General features: G+C 71.4%; 12 protein-coding genes. 4 read left to right on the forward strand and 8 right to left on the reverse strand.

All coding sequences use genetic code 11. The annotated features are described in order from the left end of the window. The first annotated feature begins 59 nt into the window (after positions 1 to 59). Entirely contained in the window at positions 60 to 2,171 is a 2,112-nt protein-coding gene (locus ACH35V_RS10590; protein ID WP_395971659.1) for a prolyl oligopeptidase family serine peptidase, read from the forward strand. A 7-nt stretch (positions 2,172 to 2,178) separates the two neighbouring features. On the opposite strand, the gene ACH35V_RS10595 is transcribed toward ACH35V_RS10590, so the two are convergent. The 4 genes from ACH35V_RS10595 to recA form a co-directional block, all read right to left on the reverse strand. Beyond that, positions 2,179 to 3,414 carry a glycerophosphodiester phosphodiesterase family protein gene (locus tag ACH35V_RS10595; protein WP_395971660.1) on the reverse strand — a complete coding sequence of 412 codons (1,236 nt, stop codon included), beginning with the start codon at positions 3,412 to 3,414 and terminating at the stop codon, positions 2,179 to 2,181. Between the two features lie 204 nt (positions 3,415 to 3,618). Then, positions 3,619 to 5,190 (reverse strand): ribonuclease Y, encoded by a 1,572-nt coding sequence (rny, locus tag ACH35V_RS10600; RefSeq protein WP_395971661.1) that lies wholly within the window; start codon positions 5,188 to 5,190, stop codon positions 3,619 to 3,621. A gap of 352 nt (positions 5,191 to 5,542) precedes the next feature. Continuing rightward, a complete protein-coding gene (locus tag ACH35V_RS10605) occupies positions 5,543 to 6,139 on the reverse strand; it encodes a regulatory protein RecX (protein WP_395971662.1) in 597 nt (198 codons plus the stop codon). A gap of 637 nt (positions 6,140 to 6,776) precedes the next feature. Continuing rightward, a complete protein-coding gene (gene recA, locus ACH35V_RS10610; protein ID WP_395971663.1) occupies positions 6,777 to 7,901 on the reverse strand; it encodes a recombinase RecA in 1,125 nt (374 codons plus the stop codon). 243 nt (positions 7,902 to 8,144) lie between these two features. Between recA and ACH35V_RS10615 the strand changes: the two genes are divergently transcribed. Further along, complete coding sequence (locus ACH35V_RS10615; protein ID WP_395971664.1) at positions 8,145 to 9,014, forward strand: ATP-grasp domain-containing protein; 870 nt, start codon at positions 8,145 to 8,147, stop codon at positions 9,012 to 9,014. Positions 9,015 to 9,032: 18 nt separating this feature from the next. Here the strand turns inward: ACH35V_RS10615 and ACH35V_RS10620 are convergent, their stop codons facing one another. Together ACH35V_RS10620 and ACH35V_RS10625 are read right to left on the reverse strand one after the other, a co-directional pair. Continuing rightward, positions 9,033 to 9,227 (reverse strand): DUF3046 domain-containing protein, encoded by a 195-nt coding sequence (locus ACH35V_RS10620; RefSeq protein ID WP_395971665.1) that lies wholly within the window; start codon positions 9,225 to 9,227, stop codon positions 9,033 to 9,035. 9 nt (positions 9,228 to 9,236) lie between these two features. Continuing rightward, positions 9,237 to 10,508 (reverse strand): alpha/beta hydrolase fold domain-containing protein, encoded by a 1,272-nt coding sequence (locus ACH35V_RS10625; protein WP_395971666.1) that lies wholly within the window; start codon positions 10,506 to 10,508, stop codon positions 9,237 to 9,239. Between the two features lie 120 nt (positions 10,509 to 10,628). Here ACH35V_RS10625 and ACH35V_RS10630 point away from each other — a divergent pair, with 120 nt between their 5' ends. Next, a complete protein-coding gene (locus ACH35V_RS10630; protein ID WP_395971667.1) occupies positions 10,629 to 15,218 on the forward strand; it encodes an ATP-dependent helicase in 4,590 nt (1,529 codons plus the stop codon). A 38-nt stretch (positions 15,219 to 15,256) separates the two neighbouring features. Here ACH35V_RS10630 and ACH35V_RS10635 read toward each other — a convergent pair whose 3' ends face one another. Continuing rightward, positions 15,257 to 16,207: a DMT family transporter gene (locus tag ACH35V_RS10635; protein WP_395971668.1), complete on the reverse strand. Its 951-nt coding sequence runs from the start codon at positions 16,205 to 16,207 to the stop codon at positions 15,257 to 15,259. A gap of 57 nt (positions 16,208 to 16,264) precedes the next feature. On the opposite strand from ACH35V_RS10635, the gene ACH35V_RS10640 reads away from it, so the two are divergent. Beyond that, entirely contained in the window at positions 16,265 to 16,861 is a 597-nt protein-coding gene (locus tag ACH35V_RS10640) for a TetR/AcrR family transcriptional regulator (protein WP_395971669.1), read from the forward strand. Between the two features lie 113 nt (positions 16,862 to 16,974). Here the strand turns inward: ACH35V_RS10640 and secA2 are convergent, their stop codons facing one another. Further along, a complete protein-coding gene (gene secA2 / locus ACH35V_RS10645; RefSeq protein ID WP_395971670.1) occupies positions 16,975 to 19,302 on the reverse strand; it encodes an accessory Sec system translocase SecA2 in 2,328 nt (775 codons plus the stop codon). Positions 19,303 to 19,443 lie beyond the last annotated feature (141 nt).

A 19,443-nucleotide genomic window follows, 5' to 3' on the forward strand; every position in this document is an offset into this window, starting at 1 on the left:
CGAGTTCAAACGGCCCGTCATGGCCCCAACCCGTCCCCGTATGCGGGACGATTCCTGGTATGACCGCTCGTGCGACCCTCCCTTACGGCTCCTGGCCTTCTCCCATCTCCGCGGCCGATGTCGCCCGCGCCCGGCTGCGCCTCAGCTTTCCCACCGTCGCGGGCAACGACGTCTGGTGGCAGGAGACGCGGCCCGAGGAGGGCGGGCGGACAACGGTCATCCACCTCAAGGGCGGTCACCGCACCGAACTGCTGCAGGCCCCGTGGGACGCGCGTACGCGCGTCCACGAGTACGGCGGGCAGTCGTACCTGACGGTGCGCGGCGAGGCCGGCGGGCTGTCGATCGTGTTCGCCAACTACGAGGACCAGCGGCTCCACCGGCTCGACGAGGGCGACCCGAAGCCGTATCCGCTGACTCCCGAGCCGGCCGTCCCGGCGGGGCTGAGGTACGCCGACTTCGTGCTGTCCCCTGACGGGACGGAGATCTGGTGCGTCTGCGAGGGCCACATCGCCGCCCCCCAGGAAACGCCGGAGACCGCGAGCGCCGGCACGGATGCGGGCACGGATGCGGGCGCAGACACGAGCGCGGGCGCGGGCGACGCCGGGACGGTTGAGGGCGCGGGGGCGCAGAGCGGCGCGGACGACAAGCCCGCCACCCTGGGCATCAGGCGAGCGATCGTCGCCGTCCCCCTCGACGGCAGCGCCGCCGAGGACGCGGGCGCCATCCGCGAGCTGGTCACCGGCGCCGACTTCTACGCCTCCCCCTCGCCGTCCCCGAGCGGCGGTCACCTGGCCTGGGTGCAGTGGAACCACCCGCGCATGCCGTGGGACGGCACCGAAGTGCGCGTGGCGGCGATCGAGAACGGCGCGACGGTCGCGCCCCGCACCGTCAAGGGCGGGCTCACCGAGTCGGCGCTCGCGCCGGTGTGGCGCGACGACCAGTCCCTGTACGTCATCTCCGACTGGCCGGGCTGGTGGAACATCTACCAGGTCGGCCTGCACGGCGAGTCGCCGCAGGCGCTGTATCCGGCGGAGGAGGAGTTCGCCGGGCCGCTGTGGCAGCTCGGCGGCATGCCCTACGCGCTGCTCGGCGACGGCCGTCTCGCCGTCCTGCACGGCGAGGGGAACCTGCGTCTCGGCGTCTACGACCCCGAAACGCTGGAGCTCGTCGACCTGGAGGTCCCCTACGAGCACTGGCAGACGCAGCTGTCCACGGACGGGACGACGATCGTCGGCATTGCGGGCGGTCCCGACCTGCCGACGTCCGTCGTCCGGGTCGACACCACCACCGGACGCGTCGAGGGGCTGCGCAGGGAGCTGGCCGAGCTGCCCGACGTCGCGTACCTGTCCAGGCCGCGCGCCGAGCGCCTGGACGGGCCGTTCGGACGTCCCGTCCACGCCTACATCTACCCGCCGACCAACCCGGAGGCGGCCGCGCCGGAGGGCGAGCTGCCGCCGTACGTCGTGTTCGTGCACGGCGGGCCGACCGGACGCGTCTCCACGGTGCTCGACCTGGAGCGGGCGTTCTTCACCAGCCGCGGCATCGGCGTCATCGACGTCAACTACGGCGGGTCCACCGGCTACGGCCGCGCCTACCGCGAGCGGCTGCGCCGCCAGTGGGGCATCGTGGACGTGGAGGACGCCGTCGCCGCCGCGCGGGCCCTCGTGGACGGCGGCATCGCCGACCCGGCCCGCCTCGCCATCCGCGGCGGCTCCGCGGGCGGCTGGACGACGCTCTCCACCATCACCCAGACGGACGTGTTCAAGGCCGCCACGTCCTACTACGGGATCAGCGACCTGCAGAGCTTCGTCAAGGCCACGCACGACTTCGAGTCGCGGTACCTGTTCGGGCTGATCGGCCCGCTGCCCGGCTTCGAGCGCGCCTACGAGGAGCGGTCGCCGCTGAACCACGCCGACAGGACGGCGTGCCCCGTCCTGCTGCTGCAGGGCGTGAACGACCCGGTGGTGCCGCCGGACCAGTCCGAACGCTTCGCGGTGGCGCTCGCGGCGAAGAAGATGCCGTACGCGTACCTGACGTTCGAGGGCGAGTCGCACGGGTTCCGGCGCGCCGACACCGTCATCCGCTGCCTGGAGTCGGAGCTGGCCTTCTACGGGCAGACCCTCGGCTTCGAGCCCCGCGGCGTCCTGCCGATCGACCTGACCGTCGGCTAGCCGGCCGTCACGGGACGATGTAGGAGCCGATGTCGAGCAGGGAGTGGTCGGCCGCGAAGAACGACACCGTGTCGCCGGAGGTGTTGTTCAGGAAGCCCGTCGTGAGGCCGTTGTGGTAGGCGTCGGGACGGTTCGTCCCAGGCCCGACGTGCACGCGCAGCAGGCTGCCCGGCCCGACCACGTACCCGCTGCCGATCCTCATCAGGTTGCCCGCCTGGTCGCGCAGGTAGCCGCCGCTCACGTTGACCGGCCGGGACGTGGTGTTGCGCAGCACCACATGCTCGCTGTTCTCCGGCTGGACGTCGTCGCCGCTCGGGTTGGGGAAGACGCTGTCCACGACGACGCCGTTCGCCGCCGGGAACGGCGTCCTGTGCTGGAGGACCCGCTCCACCGTGGCGGGAAAGTTCGACGTGACCCAGTCATAGCCCTGATGCACCGCCATCGCGATCTCCGCGGGACTGTCCACCGGATCGCTGATCACCTTCAGGCCCTTGGCCCGCGCCCGTCCGATGTCGGCCGCGCTGGTCACCCGGGGGTGGGCGTAGACCGCGATCGTCCAGCCCGCCAGTCCGGCGAGTTCGTCGTCGCCGAGCATCTTCCCGCCCGTCAGGTAGGAGAGCTGCACCTTCGGCGCGGACGCGTGGAACTCCTTGAGCGCCGCCTGGTCGCGGGAGTGGACCTGCACCCGGTACGCGCCCGACGGCAGCGTTGCCCCGTCCGTGAGCCGGGCCGCGTTCAGCTCCTCGGCGAGCAGGGTCGCCACGCCGGGGCTGTTCGCGGGCGCCTTCATTTCCAGGCTGAGGCCCGTCCGGCGCCCGGCGGCCGCCAGGAGTTCCTTCAGCGCCGGGACGCGCTGACCCGCATACCGCGAGTCGAACCATGACCCGGCGTCCAGCCGCTTGATCTCGGCCAGCGTGAACTGCCCGACCGTCCACGGCGCCCGGTCGGGATAGACCTCCTCCGCGTTCGTCGTCCTGGCGAGCGTGTCGTCGTGCAGCAAGACGATCTGCTTGTCCGAGGTGAGCTGGACGTCGCCCTCCAGCACGTCCGCACCGTCCCGGAGCGCGTTGCGGTAGGAGGCGAGCGTCTCCTCCGGCGCCTGACCGGGCGAACCCCGGTGACCGACGACCACGGCATCGCCCCGCTTCCCGCCGGCGCGGTCCGGTGCGGCCTGAGCGCTACCGGTGAAAGCGAGGGCGGCGGCCACGACGGTGCCGCCCGCAAGCATGGGGACCCTGTTCACAAATCATCCTTCCGCAGGTGGACGACCTGATCATCACGGTCCCGGCTGTCAGGAACCCGACCTGGCGCTGAACATCCCCCCAACTGTCCGTCCGCCCGCGCCGTCCGCGCGCACCGGTTCCGACCAGCGGCCATCGCCCGGGCCGGGCTCGGTTCCGGCTCGATGAGACGGGACGGATCAGCGGGGAGATGGGACGGGACGGGGTCAGCGGGCGAATTCGATGGCGCGGGACTCGCGGACGACGGTGACGCGGATCTGGCCCGGGTACGTCAGCTCGTCCTCGACCTGCTTGGCGATGTCGCGGGCGATGACCTGCGCCTGGATGTCGTCGACGGAGTCGGGCTTGACCATCACGCGGATCTCTCGTCCGGCCTGCATGGCGAAGACCTTCTCGACGCCCTCGTGCTTGTCGCGCGCGATCTGCTCCAGCCGTTCGAGGCGCTTGACGTACGCCTCCAGCGACTCCCGGCGCGCTCCGGGGCGGCTGCCGCTGATCGCGTCGGCGGCCTGGGTGAGGACCGCCTCGACCGTCCGGACCTCGACCTCGTTGTGGTGCGCCTCGATGGCGTGCACGACGTCCTCGTGCTCGCCGTACCGGCGCGCGATCTCGGCGCCGATCAGCGCGTGGCTGCCCTCGACCTCGTGGGTCAGCGCCTTGCCGATGTCGTGCAGCAGCGTGCACCGCTTCGCGATCTCCACCGGCAGCCGCAGCTCGCTCGCCATGATGCCCGCGATGTGCGCGGACTCGATCAGGTGCTTCAGCACGTTCTGCCCGTAGGACGTCCGGTACCGCAGCTGGCCGAGGAGGGCGATGAGCTCGGGGTGCATGTCGGCGATGCCGACGTCGACGAGCGCGTCCTCGCCGGCGCGCACGCACAGCTGCTCCACGTCGCTCTTGCTGCGCTCGTAGATCTCCTCGATGCGCTGCGGGTGGATCCGGCCGTCCAGGACGAGCTTCTCCAGCGTCAGCCGCCCGACCTCGCGGCGCACCGGGTCGAAGCAGCTCAGCAGCACCGCCTCCGGCGTGTCGTCGATGATCAGGTTCACGCCCGTCGTGGTCTCGAACGCGCGGATGTTGCGGCCCTCGCGCCCGATGATGCGGCCCTTCATCTCGTCGCTTGGCAGGTGCAGCACCGAGACCACCGACTCGGCGGTCTGCTCGCTCGCGACCCGCTGGATCGCAAGCGTCACGATCTTGCGGGCGCGCTTCTCGCCCTCCGCCCGCGCCGTGTTCTCGATCTCCCGGACGATCGGGATGGACTCCCGCTTCGCCTGGTTCTCGACCGCCGTGACCAGTTCGGCCTTGGCCTGCTCGGCGGTGAGCCCGGCGGCCTGTTCCAGGATCCTGCGCCGCTCGTCCTCGACGCCGGCGAGCTCCTCCTTGCGGGCCTCCAGCGCCTTCTTCGTCTCGGCGAGGCGTCCGGACCACTCCTCAAGCCGCCGCACCTCACCGTCCAGGCGCTGCTCCCGCTCCGCGAGCCGCGCCTCCCGGCGTTCGAGATCTTCCCGGACGGTCCGCAGGTCGTCCCGGAGGGACCGGCCCTCCTCCTCGACCTCCGCGCGGGCCTCCGACGCGATCCGCTGCGCCTCCCGCTCGGCCTGCTCCAGGACGGCGTTGGCGTTCTGCTCGGCCTGCGCCCTGATCTCGTCGCCCTCGCTCCGCGCCCGGGCGATATCCGCCGCGGCCTTGCCGGGCATGCCCGGCCGCCGCAGCACGACGATCACGAGAGCGACCAGGGCCACCAGCAGCGCTGCACCCAGCAGGACGCTCTCCATGAGGCAGATCCTTCCTCGCCGCGGGTCCGTCCGGAGTCGGGACCCTGCCTAGCGAGGATTTACTCGCGTCCAGCGGACGGCCGGATACGCGCCATCGCCGGGCCGCGCACGGCGCGCCGCCGATGACCAGGCCGAATCCGGTCGACGAACGTGTCCTTTATGCCTCTCAGCTGCTGGAACGTGCTCGGTCGTATGACAATCCGCGAGACGCGGAGTAACTCCTCACTGCCGTAACGGTAAGCGGCATGGAGGTAATGAGCAAGCAAACGCGGGGCATTCCGGACTAACCGAACGTCAACGTGAGTCCTCCCTTACCACGTTCCTGACTGTGCCAATTGCCGTCCTCTCCTCGTCAGTCGAGGGGCAGGTCGTCGGGGAGCGCTTCCGGGTCGGTGCCCTCCTCGGCCAGTGCCTCTCTCACGATCCGGTAGGAGAGGCCGGGCGAGTAGCCCTTGCGGGCGAGCATGCCCACGAGGCGGCGCATGCGCTTGGCGGGCTCGACCCCTGCCGTGGACGGGAGCTTCCGGACGACGAGCGCACGGGCGGTCTGTTCTTCTTGAGCGGGGTCCAGCGTTTCGACGGCGTCCTTGACGGTCTCGTCGGCGACGCCGCGCCGGCGGAGCTCGGCCGCCAGGGCGCGTTTGGCGAGGCCGCGGCCGGTGTGCCTGGACTGGACCCACGCCTGCGCGAACGCCTCGTCGTCGATGAGGCCCACGTCGCCGAAACGCCCGAGCACCCGTTCGGCGACGTCGTCGGGGATGTTCTTGCGCCGCAGCGCGTACGCGAGCTGCGCCCGAGTACGCGGGGACCCCGACAGCATGCGGAGGCATATCTCCCGCGCCGCGCCTTCAGGGTCCGAGCCGCGTCCCCCACCGCCCTTACCAGCACCGCCCTCCCCGGCACCGCCCCTACCAGCACCGCCCTTCCCTGCACCTGACGCTTCGCCCACCCTGCCCGCTTCGCCCGCTCCACCTGCTTCGCCCCACGATGCCCCGGTCACACGGCCCCTGCTCATCGGCCCCCACTCCTACGGTCGTGCCGTACAGCTACGGTCGTGCCGTACAGCCCGCTCGTGCGGCCCCGCTCCTACGGTCTGAGGTCTGCGCATCCCACGATGACCCGCTCACACGTCCCGGCCCATTGGGTCTGAGGTCATTGCTCCGCGCGGACCCCACCGGACGGGTGGTTGCCGCCGAGCGCACGGCAACGGCCGGACGCACGGTAGCGACCGGACGCACCGCAGCGACCACGCGCCGTGACGGTCGGGGAGGGCAGGCTGGCGGGCCGGCGCGCGTCGGCGGGCGTGGGTGGCCGGACCGGGGTCGGTGGACGTGAGTCACCGGCCGGGGTCGGCGTGTGAGTGCCCGCATGGGAGGTGTCGTGCGGGGTACGGGCGGGGTGCCCGGCCGGATGGGCGCCCGGGACGCCGAGCCGGGCGGGCTCGACGCCCGGGCCCGTGGGAGCGGCGGCGCCATCGGGGAAGGTCCGTGCACCGGTCGTGCGGTGCAGGGTAAGGCGCCGCCGCCCTGCATACGAGATCATCGCTCACTCTTCGTCAAGAGTCACCCTTATCGAGGGATTCCTGGTCAGGAATCACCTGCTTTGGTCTTCGGGGTCTTCCGTCCGGCGGGCTTGGCGGCGGCGGTCACCGGAGGGGCGGGGTCGGCGGCGTCCGGGGCGGGCGCGGCGGCGGCGGGCGTGGCCTCCTTGTCGACCTTCGGGCCGATGCCGAGCTTCTCCTTGATCTTCTTCTCGATGCCGTCGGCCAGGTCGGGGTTGGTCTTGAGGAAGTTGCGGGCGTTCTCCTTGCCCTGGCCGAGCTGGTCGCCGTCGTAGGTGTACCAGGCGCCGGACTTGCGGACGAAGCCGTGCTCCACGCCGAGGTCGATCAGGCCGCCCTCGCGGCTGATGCCCTGGCCGTAGAGCAGGTCGAAGTCGGCGAGGCGGAACGGCGGGGCCATCTTGTTCTTGACGACCTTGACGCGGACGCGGTTGCCGACGGCCTCGGTGCCGTCCTTGAGGGTCTCGATGCGGCGGACGTCCAGCCGGACGGAGGCGTAGAACTTCAGCGCCCGCCCGCCGGTGGTGGTCTCCGGCGAGCCGAACATGACGCCGACCTTCTCGCGGAGCTGGTTGATGAAGATGACGGTGGTCTTGGTCTGGTTGATCGCGCCGGTGAGCTTGCGCAGGGCCTGCGACATGAGGCGGGCCTGGAGGCCGACGTGGCTGTCGCCCATCTCGCCCTCGATCTCGGCGCGGGGGACGAGCGCGGCGACGGAGTCGATGACGACGATGTCGATCGCGCCGGAGCGGATCAGCATGTCGGTGATCTCCAGGGCCTGCTCGCCGGTGTCGGGCTGGGAGACGAGCAGGGCGTCGATGTCGACGCCGAGCTTGGTGGCGTACTCGGGGTCGAGCGCGTGCTCGGCGTCGACGAACGCGGCGATGCCGCCCAGCTTCTGGACGCTGGCGACGGAGTGCAGCGCGATGGAGGTCTTGCCGGAGCCTTCGGGGCCGTACACCTCGACGACGCGACCGCGGGGCAGACCTCCGATCCCGAGCGCGATGTCGAGGGCGATCGCGCCGGTGGGGATCACTTCGACGGGCGCCCGGGCCTCCTCGCCCATCCGCATGACGGAGCCCTTGCCGAACTGCCGCTCGATCTGGGCGAGTGCGGTCTCGAGAGCCTTCTCCCGGTCGTTCGCTGCCATGTGAGATGTCCTTCTCGTCGTGACTGTCGGCTCTCGGCCGCTGCTTGCGATGTCGACGGCGACGTTACGGCGGGCCTCCGACACTTTCGAGACTCCGGTGGAATTGTGGATGACGCCGTATCCCCGCACTACCATACCGAACATCAGTTCGACCGTCGTCCGATACGCCGATTCGGGCGGAATCTCCGTGCGCTCCACGGTTCTGACCCCGTACGCTGGCGCCGTCCACGGAGGGTTCCCATCATGACGCTGACCGTTCTCTTCTGCGTCGATCCGCTCCACCCTCGGCGCGTTGACCCCCATTTCTCCCGCGAGGCGGCGGCCGTCCGCGACCACTACGGCGAGATCGCCCTGATCGACCATGACGCTCTGCGGCGCGGCGACGTGGACGACGCGGTGCGCGCGGTGCCGTCCGATCTGGGTCCCGTCTGGTATCGCGGCTGGATGCTCACAGGCGACGAGTACGCCGCGGTGTCCGCGTTGCTGAAGCAGCGGGGGACGATGCTGCTCACGCATCCGGACGACTACCGGCGGGCGCATGAACTGCCTGGGTGGCACGACACGTTCGCAGGGCTGACGCCGCAGAGTGTGTGGCGGCCCCTCGGCGTCGGTCAGGACCCTGGCGATCTCAGCGAACTGGGTGAGCTCGTCAAGCCGTTGAGGGGCGGGCCCGGCGTCGTCAAGGACTACGTGAAGTCGTGCAAGCACGAGTGGGAGGAAGCGTGCTTCGTCCCCGATGTGAAGAATCTCGCCCAGCTTCATAACGTCGCGTCCAAGATGGTGGCGTTGCGGGACGACCATTTGGCGGGCGGTCTCGTCGTACGCGAGTTCGAGGAGTACGACGGCGAGGGTGAGGCGCGCGTGTGGTGGGTGGACGGCGAGCCCGCCCTGGTGGGGCCGCACCCAGACAGCCCCGGCATGGAACCCGATCCTGTGTTGGACGCGGTCGCTCCGGCCGTGCGCGCCCTGGGCTGCCGGTTCATCACGACAGATCTCGCTCGTCGGACGGACGGCGCGTGGCGTGTCGTGGAGGTCGGCGACGGCCAGGTCAGCGATCTGCCGTCGTCCGTGGACGCGATGGACCTCTACGCGCACCTGCCCGTCCCCGACTGACCACCCCCGGGGGCGCGGCTACTGCAGTCTCGAGGGGACGTTGAACGTCGCGACGACGGCGTGCCAGACCCTCTTGGCGGGTTCGCCGTCGGCGAGGGCCTGTTCGATGGTGCGGCCGTCCAGTTCGGCCATCACGTAGTCCTTGGCGACGCTTTCGGCGTAGGCCTCGCCGAACTGCTGCCGCATCCGATCCCAGAACACTGTGAGCCGCACCTGTCCACGCTATCCGACTGAACCGTCCTGCAAGGACTGCCTGACCTCGCCGGGGACCGCAGGCTGAGCACCCTGGCGGTACTGGCGGTGAAGCCCTGTCAGGTAGCGCTCGACTGCTTCGATGACGCGGGCCGTCCGGTAGGAGGGGAAGACGTCGAACGCGTGCTGCGCGCCCTTCATCTCGGCGTAGATGACGGGTGCCTCGGAGACGTCCCGTAGCCGTTCGACGAATCGGCGTGCCTCGACCACAGGGATGAGCGAGTCACGGCTTCCGTGGATGACGAAGAAGGGCGGCGCGTCCTCGCGCAGGTACGTGACCGGGGACGCCTTGGCGTACACGTCATGGTTCTCTGCGAACGGCAGTTTGACCACAATTCGCTCCAGGAGTGGCGTCGCGCCCATGGGGCGACCCCAGGGACCGGCGTCGACGAGGTTGTACACCCCGTAGAAGGGCACTGCGCCCTGCACGGTGGTGTCGGCGTCTTCAAAGCCGGGCTGGAATTCGGGCTCGTTCGCGCTCAACGCGACCATGGCGGTGAGGTGTCCGCCTGCCGAGCCACCTGTCACGCAAAGGAAATCAGGGTCGGCGCCGTACTCCTCGGCGTGCTCCTTGTACCAGGCGACGAAGTGTTTCAGGTCGATGAGGTGTTCCGGCCAGGTGGCGCGCGGGCTGAGCCGGTAGTTGACGTTGAAGCCGACCCATCCCTGGACGGCCATGTGGTTGAGCAGCGGCAGTCCCTGCTCGCGTTTGTCGCCGATGATCCATGCGCCGCCGTGGATCTGCATGAGCCCCGGGCGCAGTTCGCCGCCGGAGCGTTCGGTTGCGTAGACGTCCAGCCTCAGGCGCAGCCGTCCCTCCTGCCGGTAGACGACGTTGCGTTCGACGTGCACGCCCCTGCGCGGGATCAGGCAGAGCGGCGGGACGACCAAGTGGGGAAGCGGGTAGCGGGGTGCGCCTTCCGGATCCAGGTCGAGCGGCGCTCCGCACTCGCGAAGGGTGACGACCGTACGGCGGGATGCGACGAGTGTGGCGGCGATGCCCGCCATGCCGAGGATCGTCAGGACGAGGCCCGTCCAGCCGGCCCAGCCGTCCAGTCCGCCTAGGCCCACCGTGAGCGCGGTCGCGGCGGCCCAGGTGACGAGCACTTGCGGGGCCAGTTCGATGGTCAGCCAGCCGTAGAAGAAGCTCGGCGCGACCAGGACGGCGCTGCGCCTGGGGAGGTGGGCGTTCACGGCCAGAAGCGCGATCAGGAGGCCGAGGGCGAGGAGGACGTAGGGCATCGAGACTCCCTGCGGGGCTAGTGTCCTACCCGTAGACCTTGCCCGGACAAGCGCTTGCTTACAACGTGACGCACGCCACTCCGTGTCGTTCTGTCGGACCCGCGAGGCAGTATGGGCCGCATGGGCGGTGACGTGCTCGAACGATTCTCTCCGGCGACCCGGGCCTGGTTCGCCGGGGCCTTCGCCGCGCCCACCCCCGCCCAGGCCGGCGCGTGGGAGTCGATTTCGAGCGGCGACAGCACGCTGGTCGTGGCGCCGACCGGGTCCGGCAAGACCCTGGCGGCGTTCCTGTGGTCCCTCGACCGGCTCGCCACGGCGCCCGCCGACGAGGATCCGCTGCGCCGCTGCCGCGTCCTGTACGTGTCGCCGCTGAAGGCGCTCGCCGTCGACGTGGAGCGCAACCTGCGGGCCCCGCTGACGGGCATCCGCCACGCGGCGCGCAGGCTCGGGCTGCCCGAACCCGGCATCCGCGTCGGGATGCGGTCCGGCGACACCCCGGCCGACGAGCGCCGCCGCCTGGCCGTCAAGCCGCCCGACATCCTGATCACGACGCCGGAGTCGCTGTTCCTGATCCTCACCTCGCGGGCGCGCGAGTCGCTGCGCGGCGTCGAGACCGTCATCGTGGACGAGGTGCACGCCGTGGCGGGCACCAAGCGCGGCGCGCACCTGGCGCTGTCCCTCGAACGTCTCGACGCGCTTCTCGAACGTCCCGCGCAGCGGATCGGCCTGTCCGCGACCGTCCGTCCTACCGACGAGGTAGCGGCGTTCCTCGGTGGGGCGAGGCCCGCGACGGTCGTCCAGCCTCCCTCCGACAAGGTCTTCGACCTCGACATCGTCGTCCCCGTCGAGGACATGGGCGAGGTCAGCCAGTTCGTCGACGACTCCGGCGCGGCCGACCCGCGCCAGCGCAGCATCTGGCCGCATGTCGAGGACCGCCTGCTCGACCTCATCGAGGCACACCGTTCGACGCTGGTTTTCGCGAATTCGCGGCGGCTGGCGGAAAGGCTCTGCGGACGGCTGAACGAACTCGCCTACGAGCGAGCCACAGGGGCCCCTCTGCCCGAGAACCATTCTCCGGCGGAAATGATGGCGGAGGCGGGGTCGTCCAGAGGCGCGCCACAGGAAATCGCCCGCGCGCACCACGGTTCCGTCTCCAAGGAGGAGCGGGCCGGTATCGAGAACGCTCTGAAGGAGGGGCGCCTTCCTGCGGTCGTGGCGACGTCCAGCCTGGAACTGGGCATCGACATGGGCGCCGTCGATCTGGTCGTCCAGGTGGAGTCGCCGCCGTCGGTGGCCAACGGCCTCCAGCGGGTCGGACGCGCGGGCCACCAGGTCGGCGCCGTGTCCAAGGGCGTCATCTTCCCCAAGTACAGGGGCGACCTCGTGCAGACGGCGGTCGTGGCCGAACGCATGCGCGGCGGCGAGATCGAGGAGTTGCGCTACCCGCGCAACCCTCTGGACGTTCTCGCCCAGCAGATCGTCGCGATGGTCTCCATGGACGAATGGACCGTCGACGACCTGGATTCGTTGGTCAAACGCGCCGCCCCCTACGCCACACTCCCCCGTTCGGCACTTGAGGCGACCCTCGACATGCTCGCCGGGCGTTATCCCAGTGACGAGTTCGGCGAACTGCGTCCACGCCTGGTCTGGGACCGTGTGACCGGTGTCCTGCGCGAACGTCCAGGGGCGCAGCGCCTCGCGGTGACCAGCGGCGGGACGATCCCAGACCGCGGCCTGTTCGGCGTCTTCCTCGTCGGGGAAAAGGCGTCCCGGGTGGGGGAACTCGACGAGGAGATGGTGTACGAGTCGCGCGTCGGCGACGTGTTCGTGCTCGGCGCCAGCTCGTGGCGCATCGAGGACATCACGCCCGACCGTGTGCTCGTCTCGCCCGCGCCGGGCCAGCCGGGCAAGCTGCCGTTCTGGCACGGCGACACCCTCGGGCGTCCCGCCGAGCTGGGCCGGGCACTCGGATCGTTCACCCGCGAGCTGGCCGGACTGCCCGCCGAGGACGCCCGCGAACGCGTCTCCGCCGCCGGGCTGGACGACTGGGCGTCCGCCAACCTCGTCTCGTACGTGAACGAGCAGCGGGAGGCCACCGGTCACATTCCCGATGACCGCACGATGGTCGTCGAACGGTTCCGCGACGAACTCGGTGACTGGCGCATGGTCGTCCACTCGCCGCTGGGCGCACGCGTGCACGCGCCGTGGGCGCTCGCCATGGCGGGCCGTCTGCGCGAACGGTACGGCGTCGACGCGCAGGCCATGCACGCCGACGACGGCATCGTCATCCGCATCCCCGACATGGACGAACCCCCCGGTCTCGACCTGGCCGTCTTCGACGCCGACGACATAGAACGCATCGTCGTCGACGAGCTGGGCGGCTCCGCGCTGTTCGCCGCGCGGTTCCGCGAATGCGCGGCGCGTTCACTGCTCCTCCCCCGCCGCCGTCCTGACAAGCGGATGCCGCTCTGGCAACAGCGCCAGCGCGCAGCGCAACTCCTGGCCGTCGCCAGCAAATACCCGTCGTTCCCCATCGTGCTGGAGACGATGCGGGAGTGCCTGCAGGACGTGTTCGACGTCCCCGGCCTGGTGCAGCTCATGCGCGACATGTCAGGACGCAAGGTCCGCATGGTCGAGGTGGAGACACCCGAGCCGTCGCCCTACGCGCGTTCTCTGCTGTTCCACTACATCGGCGCGTTCATGTACGAGGGCGATTCACCCCTCGCCGAACGCCGCGCCCAGGCGCTCGCGCTCGATTCCGCGCTTCTCGCCGAGTTGCTCGGCCAGGCCGATCTCCGTGAGCTGCTCGATCCCGACGCGGTCGCCGAAATCGAACGCGAACTCCAGCGTCTCGCCGCCGATCGCCGCGCCCGCGACCTCGAAGGCGTGGCCGACCTCCTCCGCACCCTCGGCCCGCTCACCACTGCCGAGGCCGCCGAACGAACCCTCCCCACGGGCGTCCCCGATGCCGACGCTGTGCTCGTGCAGGTGTCGCGGTGGCTGGCGGAGCTTGAGGCGACACGGCGCGCGATCCGCGTGAGGATCGCCGGCGAGGAGCGATGGGCCGCCATCGAGGACGCCGGACGGCTCCGCGACGCACTCGGCGCGCCGCTGCCTGTGGGCGTCCCAGAGGCGTTCCTCGAACCGGTCGACGACCCGCTCGGCGACCTGATCTCCCGGTACGCGCGCACGCACGGCCCGTTCCGACCAGGCGATCCCGCCACACGCTTCGGGCTCGGCACCGCCGTGGTCGTGGAGACGCTACGGCGGCTGGCGGGCGCGGGGCGGGTCGTCGAGGGCGAGTTCCTGCCCGTCCAGTCCGTGACGGGCCCTCTCACCAGCGAATGGTGCGACACCGGTGTGCTGCGGACGCTGCGGCGCCGCTCCCTGGCCCGGTTGCGCGCCGAGGTCGAGCCGTCGCCGCCGGAGTCGCTCGGCCGTTTCCTCCCGGTCTGGCATGGGATCTCCGGCGGTTCCCGGCTGCGCGGGATTGACGCGCTCGTCCAGGCGATCGAGCAGCTGCAGGGCGCGGCGGTGCCCGCGTCCGCGCTGGAGTCGCTGATCCTGCCGTCCCGGGTGCCCGGCTACAGCCCGGCGATGCTGGACGAGCTGACGTCTGCGGGCGAAGTCGTGTGGGCGGGCCAGGGCGGGCTGCCGGGCGGCGACGGCTGGGTGGCGCTCTACCTGGCCGACACGGCGCCGCTCCTCATGCCGCAGCCCGCGGAGATCACGCTCACGCCCGCGCACCAGACCGTCCTGGACACGCTCGGCGACGGCGGCGCGCTGTTCTTCCGGACTCTGTCCGACCGGGTGAACCAGCAGCTCAGCGCCAATGACGCCGACCTCGTCACGGCCGTATGGGACTTGGTCTGGGCCGGTCATCTCACCAACGACACCCTGGCGCCGCTACGCGCGGCGCTCGGCAGTGGCCGTCCAACGCACCGTTCTAGGACGACCCGTCGCGGACGTCCCGTCATGCCGTCCAGGACGGGTCCGCCCACGGTCGCCGGACGCTGGTGGCCGCTCCCCGAACGCGAGTCCGGCGCGACGCTGCGTTCGCATGCTCTGGCCGAGGCGCTGCTGGAGCGGTACGGCATCGTCATCCGCGGCGCGGTCGCGGCGGAACGCACTCCTGGCGGGTTCTCCGCCGTCTACCCGGTGCTGCGCGCGTTCGAGGAAACCGGCCGCTGCCGTCGCGGATACTTCGTGGAGGGCCTGGGCGCGGCCCAGTTCGCGCTTCCGGGTGCCGTCGACCGGCTCCGCGCGCTCCGTCCGGCGGGGGCCGCTCCCCCGGACGACATCTCGGCACTCTGGGAAAGCCCCCGCAAACCCGACAACCGGGCGCTCGTCCTGGCAGCCGCCGACCCCGCCAACCCGTACGGCGCGGCGCTGCCCTGGCCGGACCGCGACGACGAGGTCGCGAGCGGCCACAAGCCGGGCCGCAAGGCCGGAGCTCTCGTCGCGCTGGTCGAGGGACGGCTCGTCCTCTACGTCGAGCGCGGCGGCCGGACGCTCCTCACCTGGGACGACGACCCCGACGTGCTACAACCCGCCGTCGACGCGCTCGCCCTGGCCGTCCGGGAGGGCGTGCTAGGCAAACTCACCGTCGAACGCGCCGACGGCACCGCGATCACCGACTCCCCACTCGCCGCCGCACTGGAATCCGCCGGCTTCCACCCAACCCCCCGCGGCCTCCGCCTCCGCGCCTAGCCCCACCCACCCAGCGGGATCCGGCCGCAGGTCGTGGATCAGGCGTGGGTGGATTCGGGCGGGGCGGTGGTTTGCGCCTGGCGGACCTCGGACGGACGGGGCGCGGTTGGGCGGGGCGTGGGGTTGTGGAGGGCTGTGGTGACGGCGGCGGCGCAGACGAGGACGCCTAGGAGGGAGAGCGGTGTCAGTGTGCTGCCGAACATGATCCAGCCCCACAGCATCGTCGTGGGTGGGGTGAGGTACAGCAGTGCGGAGACGCGTGCGACGCCCGTCCGGCGGACGTTCACCCAGTACAGCCCGTATCCGCCGAACATCGCCAGGACGACCAGGATGGCGACGGCCGTCCAGAACACCGGATCGGCGGGCGGGACCAGCGCCCCGTCCGCACCGGCGACGCCCGCGAAGAGCACCGCGCTGACCAGGGCCTGGACGGCGAGCGCTTCGGGTAGGGCGGCGGCGGGCCTGGCGCGCCGTTCGAGGAAGGTCGCGCCGACGAGGGAGAGCATCGCCGCGAACGGGAGCAGGTACGCCCACGCCGGGGCGCCGCCGCGCACGTCGCCGCCGACGACGAGCGCGACCCCGGCGAGCCCGGCGGCGAATCCGGCGAACTGCCGCCGGGTGAGCCGCTCGCCGAGGATCGGGACGGCGAGCGTGACGGCGACGAGCGGCTGCAGCGCGGTGATCAGGTTGTTGATCCCGGCGACGACGCCGTGCTCGGCGGCCAGGAAGACGCCGTAGAGGTATCCGCCCTGCGCCAGCGTCCCGATGACGACGTGCAACACCAGGTCGCGGCGCGGGATGCGGCGTCGGCGCCACGCCAGCCACCCGCCGAGGACGGCAGCGGCGATGATGAACCGCCAGGCCAGCAGGCCGCTCGCGGGCGCGCCGCGGGTGCCGAGTTCCGCGCCGATGAATCCCGAGCTCCAGGTGACGACGAACGCGGCGCCCAGCAGGGCGTCCAGCCGGCGAGCGACCACGGTCTCCCCCATCAGGTATACATACCGGTATAGCAACAGGGTACCTATACCGGTGTGTATACTTTCGGTATGGGGATCGAGGAGGGAGGCGCCATGTCCGTTGTCGCCGGTCGGCCTCTCACGCCTGCGGGCCGGCGGGTGCTCCAGGTCGCCAGCGAGTTGTTCTACGAGCGCGGCATCGGTTCGGTCGGCATGGAGCTGATCGCCGCGGAGGCCGGGGTCACGAAGAAGACCGTGTACGACCGGTTCGGTTCCAAGGACGCGCTGATCCTCGCCTACCTGCGCACCCGCGACGAACGCTGGCGCGACTTCGTGACCGCGCGCATGGCCGACGTCCCGGACGCCCGTGAACGCATTCTCGCCACGTTCGACGCCCTCGCGGCATGGCAGGCCGTCGAACCCGAGCGCGGCTGCTCGATGGTGAACGCGTGCGCGGAGCTGCCCGACGCGTCCCACCCGGTGCACGGCGCGGCTGCCGAGCAGAAGGCATGGCTGAGAGATCTCTATGCGCACCTGATCGAGGACGCCGGGATCGCCGACCGGGCGGACCTGGCGGATCAGCTGCTCATCATCCACGAGGGCGCGGTCGTCGCGTTCAGTGTCGGCGGCGTCCGGAACGCGGCCGCCGTCGCCCGTGCCACCGCTGACGCCATCCTGCCCCGCTGAACCAGACCGCCCAGCCGCACCCGACAGGTCAACCACCCAGACCGGACGGACAACACCGGCCGGTCAGGCAGACGGGCCGGGCTAGCGGGGCCGGGCGGATCGGCCGGGGTGGGTCAGCGGCGGCGTTTGAACATGTTGATCATGCCGCGGAGGGCGCGTTCGTCCAGGGAGCCGAACGGGTTGTCGTGGACGAGGTAGGTCCACGTCGCCGACGGGCGCTTGAGTTCGGCGGCGTCCATGTCGATGCCGTCCTCCGACGCGGTGAGGGCCTCGAAGGCCGCGACCGACCGCTTCCGCGCGTCCGCGAGGAGGCGCTTGCCCGCCGGGACGGCCTCGCGGTTGAACTCGATCAGCGGGTCGAGCCCGCGGCCCAGCGACCGCAGATGGATGCCTTCGCGCAGGTCGGCGAGGTAGGCGAGGTGCTCGGACCAGCAGCGGTCCAGCTGGTACAGGACGATCTGCCGCGCGGCCGCCGCCACCGCGTCCGCGCCCGCGATCTTGGTGAGTTCGGCGTGCTTGCCGGGGGCGTCCGCGGCCATGGTCCGGTCGGCGGCGTCGCCGCGCAGCACGGCGTCGCGTTCGGCGAGGACCTCCCGCCGCTGGAGGCCGATCAGCTGGTTGTAGCGCCAGGTGTTGCGGTGCAGTTCGAGGTCGACGCCCTCGGCGACGCGCTGGGCGTGGCCGACGATCCAGTGCGCGCCCTTGTCGGTGATGAGGCCGTCGTCGCCGGCGGACGCCTTCGTTTTCTCGTCGGGTGCGAAGCGGGTGACGAGGTCGTCTTGGAGGCTGGTGAAGAACACCGATCCGCCGGGGTCGCCCTGCCGTCCCGCGCGGCCGCGGAGCTGGTCGTCCAGGCGGCTGCTGTGGTAGCGGCCGGTGCCGATGACGAGGAGGCCGCCCGCCTCGGCGACCCGGTCGTGGTCGGAGCCCTCGACGTCGGCGGGGGCCGTGCCGGGCGGCGCGGACGGGTTGCCGCCGAGCCGGATGTCGGTGCCGCGCCCCGCCATCTGCGTGGACACGGTGATCGCGCCGTACGCTCCGGCCTCCGCGATGATCGCGGCCTCCTCGGCGTCGTTCTTGGCGTTGAGGACGACCCGGTCCAGCCCGGCCCGGGTGAGGCGGCGCGCGAGCCGCTCGGACTCGGCGACGTCGCCGGTCCCGACCAGGACCGGGCGGCCGGCGGCGTGCGCCGCACCGATCGCCTCGACGATCGCGACCTCCTTGTCGGCGCCGGTCGCGTAGAGGCGGTCGGGCTCGTCGTCGCGGACGCAGGCCCGGTTCGGCGGGACGACGGCGATCTGCAGCGAGTAGAACTCGGTGAGCTGCCCCGCCACGGCCAGCGCCGTCCCGGTCATGCCGCAGCGCACCGGGTAGCGTCCGACCAGCTCCTGGACGGTGATCGAGTCGAGGATCTCGCCGCTCGGGGACGCCGCCAGCGCCTCCTTCGCCTCCACCGCGGCCTGGAGGCCGTCCGGCCAGCGCTGCAGCAGCGCGACCCGTCCGCGCGACTCGCTGATCAGCTTCACCTCGCCGTCGCGGACGAGGTAGTCGACGTCGCGGTGCAGCAGCACCTCGGCGTGCAGGGCGACGTTCACGGCGGTCAGGGTGTCGAGGTGCTCGGACGCGTACAGGTCCAGGCCGAGGACGCGTTCCACCTCGTGCGCCCCCGCCGGGGTGAGCTGCACGTTCCGCGCCTCGTCGTCGGCGGCGTAGTGCAGGCCGGGTCGCAGCCGGCGGACGAGGTCGGCGTAGCGGGGGTCGGCGGAGTCGAGGTCGGCGGCGCCCGCGAGGACGAGGGGGACCATCGCCTCGTCCACCAGCACCGAGTCGGCCTCGTCGATCAGCGCGACGGCCGGCTCCGGCTGGACGAGGTCGCCGGCGTCGGTGGCGAGCCGGTCCCGCAGCAGGTCGAAGCCGATCTCGCTGACCGGCGCGTACGTCACGTCGGCCCGGTAGGCGGCCCGGCGCTCGTCCGGCGTGGACGACTGCCCGACCCAGCCGACCGACACGCCGAGCATCGCGTACAGCGGGCCCATCCATTCGGCGTCGCGGCGCGCGAGGTAGTCGTTGACCGACATGACGTGGACCTGTCGGCCGCGGAGCGCGTACCCGGCGGCGGCCAGGGCGCCCGACAGGGTCTTGCCCTCGCCGGTGGCCATCTCCGCGACGTGCCCGGACAGCAGCGCGAGCGTCCCGACGAGCTGCACGTCGAACGGCCGCTCGCCGAGCGTCCGGCGGGCGGCCTCGCGGCCGAGGGCGCACAGCTCCGCCAGGTCCTCCTTCCGGCGGAGGGCGGAGGCGGCCGCGGTCAGCTCGCCGTCGGACAGCTCCCGGACGCGCGATTCCCGCTCGCCCGCCTCGTCGGCCAGGGCGCGGAACGGCGCGAGGTCGACGCTGCCGGGCTTCTGGACGAGCCGCCGCAGCCGCTCACGCAGCGCCATGGCCACCCCTCGGTTCAACGATCACGGTTCCCCCAACGGGCCGGTACGGGAGTGCGTTCCCCACCATGATCCCAGGGGAACCCCCGCTCGTCCCAGGGGTCTTCTCCGCACTTGGTCTGACCTCGAATTCATTCCTCGGAC

Origin of the sequence: Actinomadura sp. 1N219 (assembly GCF_044326405.1) — a bacterium.
Lineage (GTDB): Bacteria > Actinomycetota > Actinomycetes > Streptosporangiales > Streptosporangiaceae > Spirillospora.

Excerpts from the sequence above, each read along its gene's own strand:
- ACH35V_RS10590 (WP_395971659.1), top strand. The coding sequence starts at position 60 with ATGACCGCTCGTGCGACCCTCCCTTACGGCTCCTGGCCTTCTCCCATC.
- rny (WP_395971661.1), bottom strand. The coding sequence starts at position 5,190 with ATGGAGAGCGTCCTGCTGGGTGCAGCGCTGCTGGTGGCCCTGGTCGCT.
- recA (WP_395971663.1), bottom strand. The coding sequence starts at position 7,901 with ATGGCAGCGAACGACCGGGAGAAGGCTCTCGAGACCGCACTCGCCCAG.
- ACH35V_RS10615 (WP_395971664.1), top strand. The coding sequence starts at position 8,145 with ATGACGCTGACCGTTCTCTTCTGCGTCGATCCGCTCCACCCTCGGCGC.
- ACH35V_RS10625 (WP_395971666.1), bottom strand. The coding sequence starts at position 10,508 with ATGCCCTACGTCCTCCTCGCCCTCGGCCTCCTGATCGCGCTTCTGGCC.
- ACH35V_RS10630 (WP_395971667.1), top strand. The coding sequence starts at position 10,629 with ATGGGCGGTGACGTGCTCGAACGATTCTCTCCGGCGACCCGGGCCTGG.
- ACH35V_RS10635 (WP_395971668.1), bottom strand. The coding sequence starts at position 16,207 with ATGGGGGAGACCGTGGTCGCTCGCCGGCTGGACGCCCTGCTGGGCGCC.
- ACH35V_RS10640 (WP_395971669.1), top strand. The coding sequence starts at position 16,265 with ATGGGGATCGAGGAGGGAGGCGCCATGTCCGTTGTCGCCGGTCGGCCT.
- secA2 (WP_395971670.1), bottom strand. The coding sequence starts at position 19,302 with ATGGCGCTGCGTGAGCGGCTGCGGCGGCTCGTCCAGAAGCCCGGCAGC.